Annotated in this window: 13 protein-coding genes; 6 read left to right on the top strand and 7 right to left on the bottom strand. The window is 49.6% G+C overall.

Annotated features, from left to right (window positions below; all coding sequences use genetic code 11):
• Positions 1-79 precede the first annotated feature (79 nt).
• From ltrA to N836_RS62190, 3 genes are all read right to left on the bottom strand, one after another.
• Entirely contained in the window at positions 80-1,807 is a 1,728-nt protein-coding gene (gene ltrA / locus N836_RS62200; RefSeq protein WP_031291219.1) for a group II intron reverse transcriptase/maturase, read from the bottom strand.
• A 577-nt stretch (positions 1,808-2,384) separates the two neighbouring features.
• Positions 2,385-2,807: a Uma2 family endonuclease gene (locus N836_RS62195; RefSeq protein WP_023074935.1), complete on the bottom strand. Its 423-nt coding sequence runs from the start codon at positions 2,805-2,807 to the stop codon at positions 2,385-2,387.
• Between the two features lie 83 nt (positions 2,808-2,890).
• Positions 2,891-4,663, bottom strand: coding sequence for an N-acetylmuramoyl-L-alanine amidase (locus N836_RS62190; RefSeq protein WP_031293601.1), 1,773 nt, complete (start codon positions 4,661-4,663; stop codon positions 2,891-2,893).
• Between the two features lie 291 nt (positions 4,664-4,954).
• Between N836_RS62190 and N836_RS62185 the strand changes: the two genes are divergently transcribed.
• On the top strand, positions 4,955-6,649 hold the full coding sequence (locus N836_RS62185; RefSeq protein ID WP_023074933.1) for a CTP synthase: 1,695 nt from the start codon (positions 4,955-4,957) through the stop codon (positions 6,647-6,649).
• Here N836_RS62185 and N836_RS62180 read toward each other — a convergent pair.
• The 3 genes from N836_RS62180 to N836_RS62170 form a co-directional block, all read right to left on the bottom strand.
• Positions 6,646-6,960, bottom strand: a complete 315-nt coding sequence (locus N836_RS62180) for a DUF6464 family protein (protein ID WP_200867457.1) — start codon at positions 6,958-6,960, stop codon at positions 6,646-6,648. The two genes, N836_RS62185 and N836_RS62180, sit on opposite strands and share 4 nt — an antisense overlap.
• A 91-nt stretch (positions 6,961-7,051) precedes the next feature.
• Positions 7,052-8,851, bottom strand: coding sequence for an aspartate--tRNA ligase (gene aspS, locus N836_RS62175; RefSeq protein WP_023074931.1), 1,800 nt, complete (start codon positions 8,849-8,851; stop codon positions 7,052-7,054).
• A gap of 201 nt (positions 8,852-9,052) precedes the next feature.
• Positions 9,053-10,081, bottom strand: coding sequence for an adenosine deaminase (locus N836_RS62170; protein WP_023074930.1), 1,029 nt, complete (start codon positions 10,079-10,081; stop codon positions 9,053-9,055).
• A gap of 370 nt (positions 10,082-10,451) precedes the next feature.
• On the opposite strand from N836_RS62170, the gene N836_RS62165 reads away from it, so the two are divergent.
• The 5 genes from N836_RS62165 (at position 10,452) to N836_RS62145 (ending at position 13,892) form a co-directional block, all read left to right on the top strand.
• Positions 10,452-11,789, top strand: a complete 1,338-nt coding sequence (locus tag N836_RS62165) for an adenylosuccinate synthase (RefSeq protein WP_023074929.1) — start codon at positions 10,452-10,454, stop codon at positions 11,787-11,789.
• Positions 11,790-11,947: 158 nt separating this feature from the next.
• Entirely contained in the window at positions 11,948-12,238 is a 291-nt protein-coding gene (gene rplY / locus N836_RS62160) for a 50S ribosomal protein L25 (protein ID WP_023074928.1), read from the top strand.
• 128 nt (positions 12,239-12,366) lie between these two features.
• The gene (locus N836_RS73705) at positions 12,367-12,663 is read left to right on the top strand and encodes a hypothetical protein (RefSeq protein ID WP_023074927.1); all 297 of its coding nucleotides are present in this window, start codon (positions 12,367-12,369) and stop codon (positions 12,661-12,663) included.
• Positions 12,664-12,773: 110 nt separating this feature from the next.
• Positions 12,774-13,568, top strand: coding sequence for a YdcF family protein (locus N836_RS62150; RefSeq protein ID WP_023074926.1), 795 nt, complete (start codon positions 12,774-12,776; stop codon positions 13,566-13,568).
• 105 nt (positions 13,569-13,673) lie between these two features.
• Positions 13,674-13,892, top strand: a complete 219-nt coding sequence (locus N836_RS62145) for a hypothetical protein (protein WP_023074925.1) — start codon at positions 13,674-13,676, stop codon at positions 13,890-13,892.
• Here N836_RS62145 and N836_RS62140 read toward each other — a convergent pair.
• Complete coding sequence (locus N836_RS62140) at positions 13,889-14,131, bottom strand: ferredoxin-thioredoxin reductase variable chain (protein WP_081716941.1); 243 nt, start codon at positions 14,129-14,131, stop codon at positions 13,889-13,891. The genes N836_RS62145 and N836_RS62140 overlap by 4 nt on opposite strands.
• Positions 14,132-14,195: the final 64 nt, after the last annotated feature.

Genomic DNA, 14,195 nt, shown 5'->3' with positions numbered 1-14,195 from the left:
TGTTGTTGGGTAGGAGAGAAGAGCCTCACAGCCCCTCTCCCCCCTCAGAACCGGACATGATAGTTTCCTCTCATCCGGCTCAAGCCTCCTGCAATCGAGAGGCAGCGGCTGCCTGTCCATGCACTTGCCTGTGACAGTGAGCATGTAAAAGTTCAAGATTCGCATTCGTATCCCGTCCTCCCAGTTTAACTGGATGAAGATGATGAGCATGGATACCTCCCCTTGGAGCGACCAACGCCTCACCACACTGGGGGCAGCGCCACTGTTGCCGCTGTGCCAGCTGATAATATTTGGAGCCTTTGGCCCAATACCGCTTGCCATGCTGCAATTGCCGCTGCAGCCAATAGTCGCGAAGGTTGGGGTTGTCCGGGGAAGCGGAGCCTTTAACTTTGATATGCCGGTGAATGGTCAACGAGTCCAATCGAAAGAGTGAAATCGTCTTCTGATGACCGGCCAAAGTTTGAATCGTCGCGGCGAATGCCCAGTGCCGATGGCCTAGGGTTTGGAAGTAGCGCTTGGCCACCCATGTTTTGGATTTATTGGGATGCCGTCTAAGACACCATCGCCAAATCGCTCTCCAAATCTGGTCATCCATCGCATTGAAGACTCGCTTGCTAACGACATGTCGGTAGTAGTGTCCCCATCCTTGTAACCGAGGATTGAGAAATCGAATCACGAATTCTGGCGGGGTGTGCAGATGGGCCTTGAGCCAAGCTCTGACCTCATGCAGTTTGGCGTTCACCTTGTCTGCTTGAGGTGTAATCAGGCACTTTCCCCGTCGCGATTGAATGTGAAATCCTAAGAAGTCGAAACCTTCATCCTTATGGATAATGCGAGTCTTCTGAGGATGCCATCGCAGTCCGCGCACCGCCAGCCAATCCTGGAGAATCGGAATCACCGCGTCAATGGCCTCTTTGCTGCGGGCCGTCACCAGAAAATCATCCGCGTAGCGAATGAAGCCATAGCGACTAACCTTGCGTTTCCCTCGTTTGCCCGAGGCAGGCACCCTATAGGGCTTGATATCATGGAACTGCTTGAGCAGGGCATCCATGCCATCGAGTGCAATGTTGGCCAAGAGTGGCGATATCACGCCACCTTGCGGCGTTCCCGCTGGGGTGGAATGAAACACGTCCGCTTCCATGTATCCTGCTTTCAACCATTGTTTTATCAGCTCTCGACCTGGGCATTGCCCAATCGCTTGCAGAATAAAGTCATGGCTGATGTTGTCGAATGCGCCTTGAATATCGGCATCTAACACCCAACTGTCGTGACCTTTGTTCAGACGAATCCACGTCTGGTCTATCGCATCTTGGCAACTGCGACCGGGGCGAAACCCGTAGCTGTTAGCCTCGAAGCGTGCTTCCCAAGACGGTTCCAATGCATTCTTAACCATCGCTTGCGCGACACGGTCTCGAATACAGGGAATGCCTAACGGGCGTTGTTTGCCGTTGGCTTTGGGGATATAGATCCGTTTGGCCGGGCGTACCTGCCCTAGGCTGTACACGTGCATCTGATGGACCAGTTTTACCCGGTGGTCCGGCGTTAAAACCGTTTGACCATCAATGCCTGCGGTGGTTCGTCCGGCGTTGAGTTCACTTACTCGTCGCACTGACCACAACAGATTTGTGTAGCTGCGCAGCATCAGTTTCATCAAGCTTCTCACCCGATTCCACTGGTGTTTCTCGGTCGCCTGATAAATTCGCTGTCTCAGGTTCCGCACACGTTTGTTAATGCTCTTCCAATCTAAGGAAGACCAGTCCGTTAACGGTGGCTTTGCTCCGATGTCGTTGCCGACTCTATCTTTCACAAAGATTAGGTTCCCTTACGTTGGTTTATCAGTTGAGACCCCCTGGAAGTCAGCACCCTTTCAGGTCAAGGTAACGTTTGAACCTCTATCTGCGGCATTACCCACAGCGTTCGCTTTCTCCAGATTCCTTTACCCGCTGGGTCTCTCGGCATTCCTTACGGTTTGCTTACTTTGATAGGTCAATCCCCTCAAAGAACCCATCGGGTTTACCGTGTTCCGCACCTATGAGAGTCAACTGTTTCGGGTTCCATCTATATTCCGGTGGGAGTGCGAATTCTTCACTATCAACTGATCGACTTTGATAGCTCACCCACTTACCTTTTGGTCAGAGTGTTTCAGCCTCTTTCACTCGGCTACTGTAACGAAACGTATGATGATTCACTGGCGTTAACCCTTAACAGTCTTCGTCTTGCATTCCCACCGGTTGGAGGCTATCAGTGGTCTTGCTTTCGTGCCTTGCATTCCATTGCGTTCATTACTTACTAACAACGTAGGCAGAGTCAGTGACTCCGTTACGTGACGATGGGGAGAAGAACATCCCCAGAGAGGACGACCTCTCACTCAATAAGTGCAACTTTCACGTCGCACCAACAATCCAGTACTCTTGAACACCAATAGATTCATACTCAGCCAGCTTGGTCAAGTAGTCATCTCGCCAGTTAGTAGATACCACTTCAATCACTAGGGGAGGAGCAATGTATGCCATCGCTGAGCTAGATAAGCCCTTCATACGTTCCCATTCAGCTTTTGTAAAAACAACAATGTCATCACGTCTAGCCGTTTCTCTCCCATTTCGAGAGCCAATGGAGATTAATTTTGAACGCTTTGGTATAAAGGGCAGGTTTTTCTCCAAGCAGTGTAGCCTGAGCAAATCATATAGATTATCTGCCACATCCTCATGATTGGCAGTTGGATCGCTCATTGGCATAGGCTCACCCTCGATTAACTCATGCAGACGAGCATCATTACTATCCCATGCAAGAAACTCTTGCAATGACATTGGTGGCGACGAGGATATTAAACTAGCAGCTTGGATCATGACTCAAAAGACCAATCACATTTCAACTATAGCGAAGGAACGCATCATCGACTCGCTACCCACTCGGCAACTCCATTAGCTAGAGCCTTGGCTAACTCTTGTTGTGCCTCTGGATCAACAATCCATTCAAACTCATAGGGATTGATCATAAATCCCAACTCCAACAAAACACTGGGGGTAACACTGGGTCTGGTGAGGGCCAAATTATTCCAATACACGCCATAGGCTGGGCGGTCTAACGTCTCTACCAAATAATTGTGTAAAAACAGGGCTAAATCATGAGCCTGGGGGTGATACCAAAAGGCACCTATTCCAGCGGTGTTGAGAGCGTCACCATTGTCTGGTAGCGCATTGTAATGAAGACTGAGGGCCATTGTCGGTTCTGTTGCTTCGATGACAGCAACGCGATCGCGCGGAAACAGATCATCGTCGCCTTCACGGGCCATGATAACCGAGGCTCCCAATGCCTCTAGCTCATCTCTCACTAGCTTCGAGATTAATAGCACAACATCTTTTTCTGGATAGCCGGTGGGACCACGGGCACCCAGATCCTCACTGCTACCATGGCCAGGGTCAAGCAAGATGGTTGTTCCCTGTAGCGGTGCTGCTGCATCTAACAGGTCAACAGCAGGTGGATGTTTGAGGGACAGAATTAAATTGGTTCCTTCATAGCGCAGCTTGTAACCCCACTGTTGTTCGGTCTTAAAGTGAAAAGTGTAGGAGGCTTTGTCTGGCAAAATCGGCTGCCAGTCCATACGCTCTACCACCGGATTATCGGAGAAATAAATGGTGTCGGTCTGGGGAACCGTGTTGTGTAAAATTAGGGTCAAACTGCTAGTGTTTTGTTCCACACTCATAGGTACTGGCACCTGTAGTGGAAAAATGACTTCGGTCCACTTGGCTATTTGACGAGAGCTGACACCGCGAATAGTTGTTGTCGGTGGTACTGAGCTCGGAGAAACAGAGACTTCCGATGCGCGAATCCAAGCGCCATAGTCCAAACGCACCCAGTCGCCTTCATGGCCTGTCACCGCAGCACGTGTCCCTTTGGGTAGGGGCGTCAGCCGAGAATAATCAGTACTGGGACCAGTGCGGGCAATACCAGACTCGACGGTCACTTCTGCTACCTGAAAAGTAGTAGGTGAGAGAATTTCTATGGGACCGTTCCCTGCTTGGGTCACTGTTTGACCATTGAGGGTGAGCTGAAATTCAGGAGTACCAAAATTTTGGGGTTCGCTAAATGTGGTGCAGCCGCCATACTGGGACGCATTTAGTTCATAGGGCTCGGTTTGCTCGGTGAGGACGGCATAGTTGGGAGGCAGCTCAATGCTACTGGCCTGGGGGGTGAGGGGAATGCTTTGACCGGCTAAGCTGACGGCGACCTGGGCCTGTGGCGGGGCTATGGCTCCAAAGCAAATCAATTCGCCTGGTTGCCGAGCCAGACTGCGGCTAGGTTCTAAGGTGTCTTCAGCGAAAGCAATGCCATTGGGCTGGGGGGGCTCTAGGGAGTCACGCGTGATGTTAAATGTAATGCGCTCACTGCCTTGGGTAATCGTAAATTGATTCTGGCCAATGGCTAGAGGTAAGGTGGGGGCAAAGTGTCCGGCGGGGCTACGGTCTGTAATGGGGGTGTTGTTAATTAAAACCTCACTGTCAGGATCGCCTGTGCCAATAAAGAAAATTCGATCGGACACAGTGGTATGGTTTGACGGCGGATAGGCCACAAATAATTCAGCCATGGCAGGTTGAACAAGCGCAAACTGACAGGTTAATGCTGGTACTAATGTCCCCATTAACCTGTGCCATCGATTTGCCATGATATTCACCCTCTATTTGACCCACGGGCGAAATTATAGCTGCTGTTGCTCCCCTCGTCGGTCTAACGGCTGGACATTAAGGATCAATGGAGAGAGTTTTGAGCTGTTAGTCAACTCGAACTCCAGAACCTGGAGCTATTTCTCTACTCTTGAGAGAATAATCTGGCTCTCTGAGGCTATGGCACAATTAACGGGTTCAATCACATTCAAGTTCAATGTCATGGTTTCTAAACTGAAATCTGATGGTTTTGGGTGTGCATAGTTAGCCAATCTCCGCTTTGCGATCGCATTATGACTAAGTTTGTGTTTGTCACGGGTGGTGTCGTTTCCAGTATTGGGAAAGGCATTGTCGCGGCTAGTTTAGGCCGTTTACTCAAGTCCCGTGACTATTCGGTATCTATCCTCAAGTTAGATCCCTACATTAACGTTGACCCCGGCACCATGAGCCCGTTTCAGCACGGCGAGGTGTTTGTGACAGAAGACGGAGCCGAGACGGATTTGGACCTGGGTCACTATGAGCGCTTCACTGATACTTCCATGTCACGGCTCAATAGTGTTACCACCGGCTCGATTTACCAGGCGGTGATTAATAAAGAACGGCGGGGTGAATACGACGGGCGTACGGTGCAGGTGATTCCCCACGTTACCAATGAAATCAAGGAGCGGATTCGACGGGTGGCTCAAAACCGTAACCCTGACGTGGTGATTGTCGAAATTGGTGGCACGGTGGGTGATATTGAGGGTCTACCGTTTTTAGAGGCAATCCGCCAGTTTCGTAAGGATGTAGGCCGAGAAAATGCGATCTACATGCATGTCACGCTGATTCCTTACATTCCGGCAGCAGGGGAAATCAAGACCAAACCTACACAACACTCGGTGAAAGAGCTACGTTCGATTGGTTTGCAACCTGATATTTTGGTCTGTCGTTGCGCTCAGCCAATTCCTGAGCATATCAAAGCTAAGGTGTCAGACTTTTGCGATGTGCCTGAGGCCTGCGTAATTGCTGCGAACGATGCTCCTAGCATTTATGAAGTGCCCTTGCTGATGGAGCAAGAGGGGCTGGCAGAACAGGCGATTCGTCTGTTGAACCTGGAGGAACGAACACCCGATTTGGAGAACTGGTCCACCCTGGTGGAACGGCTGTACACGCCTACTCAAACTCTGGATATTGCCATTGTGGGTAAATATGTCAGCTTAAATGATGCTTATCTGTCGGTGGTGGAGGCGTTGAGGCACGCTGCGATCGCAATCCATGGGGAAGTCAGTATCCGATGGATTAGCTCGGAAGATATTGAAACCAACGATCCGGCCCAATATCTAGACGGTGTCCACGGTGTTGTGGTGCCAGGCGGTTTTGGCAGCCGGGGAATCGATGGCAAAATCCGCGCCATTGAGCACATCAAAAAACAAGGCATTCCATTTTTAGGCCTTTGCCTCGGTATGCAGTGTGCTGTTGTTGAATGGGCGCGTAATGTGGCCCAACTGGCGGAAGCCAATAGTGCTGAAATTGATGCTGAAAGTGAAAACCCAGTGATTAACCTGTTACCGGAGCAGCAGGATGTGGTGGATTTGGGTGGCACCATGCGTCTGGGCCTGTATGCCTGTCGGCTTGAACCTGGCACCCTAGCCAGTCGTTTGTATGATCAGCCAGTTATCTATGAACGACACCGCCATCGCTATGAGTTTAACAATGCCTACCGCAATCTATTTTTAGAAACGGGCTATGTGGTGAGTGGTACTTCACCCGACGGACGGCTGGTAGAGATTATTGAACTACCGGATCATCCTTTCTTTATTGCTAGCCAGTTTCATCCCGAGTTTCAATCACGACCCAATGCTCCCCACCCGCTCTTTCTCGGCCTGATCAAGGCTGCCGCTGAACGGGCGGCGGAGACTCAGAAGCAGCCTGGAGTAGCTCAGGGTACCTCTACCGATGTTCTCTCAGTGCCAGAAAAGGCCGCATCCATTGCGGACCCGGTGGCTTAAGAGTCTAGTATGGGAGGATCATAAGTGCGGCCTTCATAGGACCGACACTCCTCACAAGGACCCATCGGGTTAACGGCGCAGCGGATATGGGGCGAGCGAGCATTTAGCTGGCAGGTAATATCACCAATTACCAGGCCAATGCCATCAATGTAGTGCTCATCTGGATCACGCTGCCGCCAGGGGCTGATAGTGGGATACTGGGCGGATTCTATGGCCAGATCAAAGCGATCAACAACACGTCGCTCGGCCCGATAGGTTGCCCACACTGATAGGGCCGGTGGTAATAGGCCTATCAGAATCAAAGACACCACTATGAACATATATAGCGATTATTTAGGGGTAATTCCCCCTGATCGTACCGCAGGTTTTTGGTGGGGCAGATGTAGATTTTTTGGAAGGAGATTATTCTTTTTCTTTCTCCTTTGGTTTATAGGTTGATTTCACGTGTAGCTCCTTGAGCTGCCGAGCATCTACTTTGGATGGAGCCTGGGTGAGCAGACAGCGAGCTTGCTGGGTTTTGGGAAATGCGATCGCATCGCGAATTGACGTTTCCTCCGCCATCAGCATCACCAGTCGGTCTAAGCCGTAGGCAATCCCCCCGTGGGGTGGCGCACCAAAGTCAAAGGCATCCACAAAGAAACCAAACTTCTCGCGGGCTTCGTCGTCGCTGAGGCCAATGGTTTCAAACACTTTGGCCTGCACATCAGGCTGATAGATACGAAGGCTACCACCGCCAATCTCATAGCCGTTGAGCACCAGGTCATAGGCAACTGCACGAGCTGTAGTGAGGTCGTCTACTTCATCCGGGTGAGGAGCCGTAAATGGATGATGTAACGCCTCATAACGATTTTCATCGCCATTCCACTCAAACATGGGGAAGTCTGTCACCCAAAGGAAATTGAGTTTGTTGTTATCAATTAGGTCTAGCTCCGCAGCAATTGCCTGACGCACTTTGTCTAGAGCCGCATTCACCGTATCGGTAGGTCCAGCGCCAAATAGCAGTAGATGACCGGCTGCCGCCCCGGTACGCTCTAGCAGGGTTTGCTTTTGCTCATCGCTGAGGTTGTCTTTGATGGCCCCAATCGTGTCGATTTCGCCACCTTCACGCACGCGGATATAGGCTAGCCCCTTAGCACCAGCATCAGTTGCCACCTTAAACACATCGCCGCCGGGTTTAATCCGCACATTAGAAATGGCATCATTGCCCCCCGGAATCGGTAACACTTTGACCTGACCGCCAGACTTGACGGCCCCGGAAAATACTTTGAAGCCAGAGTCTTTGACGATATCGGAGACTTCCACCAGCTCTAGACCGTAGCGAGTATCGGGCTTATCGCTACCGTAGCGGTCCATGGCCTCGGCATAGGTCATGCGGGGGAAGGGATGCGGCAAATCAATCCCTTTCACCGCTTTGAAGATGTGGGCCACCAGACTTTCGTTAAGCGCCAGGATCTCTTCTTGATCCATAAAGCTCATTTCCATATCCAGCTGGGTAAATTCCGGCTGGCGGTCGGCTCGCAGGTCTTCATCGCGGAAGCAGCGGGCAATTTGGTAATAGCGGTCCATGCCTGCCACCATCAGTAGCTGCTTAAACAGCTGTGGAGACTGGGGTAGAGCGTACCACTCACCGGGGTTAACCCGCGATGGCAACACGTAGTCCCGCGCACCCTCTGGTGTGGAGCGAGTGAGGACTGGGGTTTCCACTTCAACAAAGCCTTCTTGATCTTCTAGAAAACGACGGATTGCCTTCATCACCTCATGGCGCAAGCGGAGGTTGCGGCTCATCCGTTCTCGCCGCAAATCTAGATAGCGATACTTTAAACGCAGCTCCTCGCGCACGTTCTCTTCTTCTGCCGTCGAAATTTGAAACGGCAGCTGTTTGCGCACGGCACTGAGCAACTCAATGTTCTTGGCGTAAATTTCAACCTGACCTGTGGGCAGATTGGGATTGAGTGATTCCGGTGGGCGCTGACTGACCCGACCTTCAATTTTCACCACATATTCATTACGTACCTGATCCGCGACTGGATAGGATGCAGGAGTCCGCTCAGGGTCGCTGACAATTTGTACAACACCATCGCGATCGCGCAAATCCAAAAAAATCACCCCACCATGATCGCGACGGCGGTCGACCCAGCCAAACAGGGTAACGGTCTTATCGATATGCTCGGCCCGCAGCTGGCCGCAGTATAAGGTACGCATGGATATAGGAAGAGGGTGATTTTTCGTAGGTTTCAACAAAGCCTACCCATTATCTAGGATCGTTAGGTAGTTTTGAGTGTCGAATTTCGAGTTTTAAGCTAACTGCCTTGAGTCTGTTGTAACAGGACCAATGGCATCTCCTCGAAACTCTAGTCTTAAAACTCAAAATTCAATGACAAAACCTCCCGTTCCGTACGAACACTACCTGACAATTTCAGGTCTGCGCAGTATGTCCGACAGCATGGACGTTGGCTGTTGCTGATGGGGCCAGGCAAAGGCATGACGAAACGCAGCTTCTTGACAAGCTTGGAGGCCATCAAAGCCGATCACATCCTGAGTCAGCAGATTCTCATACTCAAAAGGCAGTCGCACATTGTGTAAACCAGCATTGTCTGTGCAAATAGCAATATCAACGCCAGCATCAAAGCAGCGGCTAAAGACCTCCTTCAGCTGACTAATTTCGTCCAGGGTACCCGTTTGCAAATACGTCGTCGGACACACTTCCAAACACTGCCCACGGGCTGCCACATCCTTTAATAGCTCCGGATAGTGTAATGGAATCTGGATGCCGTGGCCGATGCGCATCAAATAAGGCAACAGCTCTGGATAACAACCATTGGGCGTTTCATATAAATGGCCAGTGGTCTTAACTCCCAACGATTGAGCATAGCGATACAGCTGGATAATCTCATCTAGCTTTTCGCTATAGGCTGCATCCCCACCCGCAATGTCGACAGCACAGACATAGTCTGGATACTGTGCGGCTAAATCAACCGTGGCTCGATTGATTTCATAGGGAAGGCGGGAGTGCATACATAGGATTTGCCGAGTCACGACCGGATATTCGGTCTGCTCACTGGCACGCCCTACGATTTCAACAATTTCGGCCATCATATCCATCCGCTCCCCCTCACTCAAGCTGTGGGGCGTTCGATAGAACGGTGTATATCGCAATTCCAAATAGGCCAGATTTTCAAAAATATAGGCTCCCCGAATTAAGCGATAGATAAAGTAGGGCAACGCTTCTCGGGTTTGCACACTCTCAACCAGAGTGTGTAGCTCCAAGTACTCTTCTAAAGAGTCTTTGGGCTGAACATAGAATTGCTCAAAATTACCATAGTCGGTGAATCGAGCCGCTAGATCAGGACGGTTTCTCTGAAAGTAGCGCCATAGAATTCTGGGTACGACAGAGCCTCCCAGATGGCGGTGGAGTTCTGCATAAAGACTCATGATGCCTCTAAGGTGTGGGTGGATTAGTGGAAAAGGAGTTGCTTAATGAGGGTTCAAAATAATCGCATTAGTACTCAACTCTATCGGAAGTATGTAGGTACGAACGATTAATTTGCTGAAACAAAAATTAAAAAAGTGTGAAATGCCTATTAAACTAAGTTTTACCTTAGGATTTAATTTTTTGCCTAAAAAAATGTTCAAAACCCTAAGGAGCTTAAACTTTAGTTAATCTTTGAGTTTCGCTGGAGGCTGGCTAAGGTTGACAAATTTACTTTGATTCAGCGGCAAGGTTTATGTTGCATTTATTGACACTAGCTACCTTGCCTAATCATAATTGTGATTTGTTTGAACTCTAACGCTCGAAATTCCCTTGGCAAACGTTATTGTAATTGGTGCCCAGTGGGGCGATGAAGGTAAAGGTAAAATCACTGATTTGCTGAGTAAGTCAGCAGATGTAGTTGTCCGTTATCAAGGTGGTGTCAACGCTGGCCACACCGTTGTTGTCAAAGATCAGACCTTTAAGCTGCACTTGATCCCGTCGGGCATCTTGTACCGTGAGACAGAATGTTTGATCGGTAGTGGTACGGTTATCGACCCCAAAGAGTTGATAGCTGAACTCGACAAACTAGATGGCTTAGGGGTTTCCAGTAAGAATCTTTTCATTTCCGAAACAGCCCATGTGACCATGCCTTACCATCGCCTGATCGATCAGGCTTCTGAGGAGCGTCGAGGAAATAAAAAGATTGGCACCACTAAGCGTGGTATCGGTCCTACCTATGCAGATAAATCTGAGCGCACAGGTATTCGCATTTGCGACCTGATGGATTTGTCGGCGTTTCGAGAGCAGTTAGAGTGGACGATTAGCTACAAAAACATCGTCTTAGAGAAGCTGTATAACTTGCCGCCTTTAGACGCGGAAGAGGTGTTTCGGGAGTATGAACTCTATGCTGAGCGGTTGCGCCCCCATGTGGTCGACAGTTCTCTGCATATCTACAACGCATTGCAAAAACGTAAGAATGTGTTGTTTGAGGGAGCCCAGGGGACGCTGCTTGACCTTGATCATGGCACCTACCCCTATGTGACATCCTCGAATCCGGTAGCTGGTGGAGCCTGTATAGGTTCTGGCATTGGCCCCACTGCTGTTGATCGTGTGATTGGGGTCGCTAAAGCTTATACCACTCGTGTGGGTGAAGGGCCCTTTCCCACTGAGCTATTTGACGACCTGGGCAATGCTCTGTGCATGCGTGGAGCTGAGTTTGGTACGACTACGGGACGACAGCGCCGCTGTGGCTGGTTTGATGCTGTTATTGGTCGCTACGCTGTGCGGATTAATGGCTTAGACTGTTTGGCCATTACTAAACTCGATGTCTTGGATGAACTAGATGAAATCAAGGTTTGTGTTGCTTACGAGCTAGATGGTGAACGCTGTCATGATTTACCTGGTAGTGCCAGTTTGTTTGCTCGTTGCAAACCAGTGTATGAGGTCATGCCCGGTTGGAAGCAATCAACGGCAAACTGTCGTAAACTGGAGGACCTGCCTGAACAGGCCCTTGATTATCTGGAGTTTCTAGCCAAACTGATGGAAGTTCCCATTGCCATTGTGTCGTTGGGAGCTAGTCGGGATCAGACAATTATTGTGGAAGATCCAATCCATGGCCCCAAACGTGCACTGCTTTATGAAAATGGTGGTGCATTCAAGGTGGCGTAATCGGCAGCCTCAGGTCATGGCTGCGTAAATGTGGCATTCCTAAGTGGCTGCTGCGATTTAAAAGTTTTAGGGCAGTCGCGAATTTGATTTACAATGATTGGCCGCTCAGACAGCTTAACGAACCCGGAAAACTTAGTTTTATCGATTGAATAATAGCAATGGAACTGACTCTTGACTGTAGCAAACGTGCGGATACTGAAAAGCCTAAAGTATTGCGCCGTGAAGGTGTAATGCCTGCCGTACTGTATGGACATGATGGGACTAATTCGGTCTCACTTAAGGCGAATACTCGCGAGGTTGAAGCTCTCCTGCGTAAAGCGAAGGGCGAAAAAGTTGAGCTTAGCTTGAACGTGGCCGACATGCCTTGGAATGGCAAAGTGGTTTTGCAGGAAGTGCAAAATCATCCCTGGAAAGATGAGGTTTATCACATTAGCTTTTTGGCCCAGTAACGTTTAGTTTTGAACAAGCTTAGTTATAGAGGGCCTGGTTTTGCAAAAAACCGGGCCTTTTAGTACAAGCTTTGAGGGTGGTCGGTATAGTATAGGCGTTAACCATTCAGTCATAGTCTGTAACAGATATGAAAACGCCTAAATTTAAGCCTGTTATCAATGATATGACCGACCTGATTGTGCCAGCTGCGCTACGAATTTGGCTGGTGTTCTTGCTGATTTTTGCCCTGTTGGGGTATTCGGTGACAGTCAGTATTTTGTTTGGGGCGGTAGGTGGTTTTGCGGGTGGTCTGGTGTCTGCATGGTGGCACGCTCCGGGAGGAGAGCCTGCTGTCAGGAAAGATGATAAGTCGTTATCTATGTTGCAGATGCCTAAATTGCGTTGGCGCGGTGAGCGTCGTCATTTGCGAAGGCGACAGCGATAATACTGGGCTAATCCAAGATTGGTCTGAGATAGCAGGTAGAGGTTTTTAACTGTGCCTGGCTCTTTAGGGGCTCCATCGACTCGCTAACTAAACCTTGATGGAATTCTAGTATGTTTCTGTTTTTATCAAAGTTCCTACCGTTACTGATTTATCCATTAGGGCTGAGCTGTTTACTGTTGTTGCTGGCTTTAATTTGGTTGTGGAAGTTTCCGCGTCGTTCTTTGTTTGCGATCGCAGCTGCTCTACTCATTCTTTTTTGCAGCAGTAATCCTCTGATTGCGGCCACACTGGTTAAAACGTTGGAGTGGCAATATTTACCTCCCGATCCCGTCCCGGCTGCCGAAGCCATCGTCGTTCTAGGCGGTAGTACACGTCCCCAATCGCCGCCCCGCCCTTGGGTTGAAGTTTTGGAATCTGGGGATCGCGTATTGTATAGCGTGAAGCTGTACCAAGATGGAGTCGCTCCCTTGATTATCTTTAGCGGTGGCCGCATCTCGTGGCAAGACAGCAGCGCTGGCTCAGAAGCTAAAGATATGGCCGACATTGCTCAACTGATGGGAGTGCCTGAGCGCAACATACTGCTAGAAAATGAATCTCTCAATACCTATCAGAATGCGGTAGAAACAGCAAAAATTCTTAAGCAAAGACAGATCGACACCATTTTGCTGGTGACATCAGCTATCCACATGCCTAGATCTGTCGCCATTTTTGAGAAACAGGGCTTTAATGTCACCGCAGCACCTACAGATTATTGGGTCGCCCAGGAGCTATTAGAGCAAATGCAAGGCATCTCCAGCGCGACATTTCTGAATGCCTTACCCGATACGGAAGCCCTACATTTCTTTACAAGCGCCCTTAAGGAATACATTGGTTTGGGGATTTATCGCTTAAGAGGTTGGCTATAGTGAGGGTAGTTGCTGCCTGTGAGTTCGAGCTGCCATAGCCATTAGCGCTACAAGTGCCATCAATTTCTCACTAAATCCTCAAACTCTTTTTTTGATATCACCAAGATGCTCCAACGTTCCCTTGAACCTTTCCAGAACGATTTCGGTGACGCGATAGAACTTCAGCAAATTGCCTATGAGTTTCGCCAGGAGCTTCAATATCGCGACGACTTTGAAGCTTACTGTCAGTGGTACTATGCTGTCGCTGCACAGAACCGTGCAGAACTGGCGGCTATGAAAAATGACATTCCCTTTTTTAGCTGGTTCTGTCGCAGTAAGGCTTAAATAACTTCTAGCTCGTTATTGGCCATGTGGGCTTTGAAGGGACGTTTGGCACCTTCAATAGCAAACTCAACAACGACTGGAAAGTTGGGGCTGATGGGGCGTCCCTGCCAGTCCGTTAAGACTTCTTTGACGGTTCCTTCCATGCCTTCAGCATTGTGGGGTTGATTCCGATGCTTGGGATGATGAAATAGAACAACAGGGGCGGAAACCCGTACGCGATCGCCAGCTTTCATAGACATTCAGTAATCCAAAAATTGAAAATTCGTGCGATCGCATTGCGAACAACAGGAATCAACATGCGTT

It is taken from the genome of Leptolyngbya sp. Heron Island J, from assembly GCF_000482245.1.
GTDB lineage: Bacteria > Cyanobacteriota > Cyanobacteriia > Phormidesmidales > Phormidesmidaceae > Leptothoe.
This window is presented reverse-complemented; position numbering and strand designations above follow the sequence as displayed.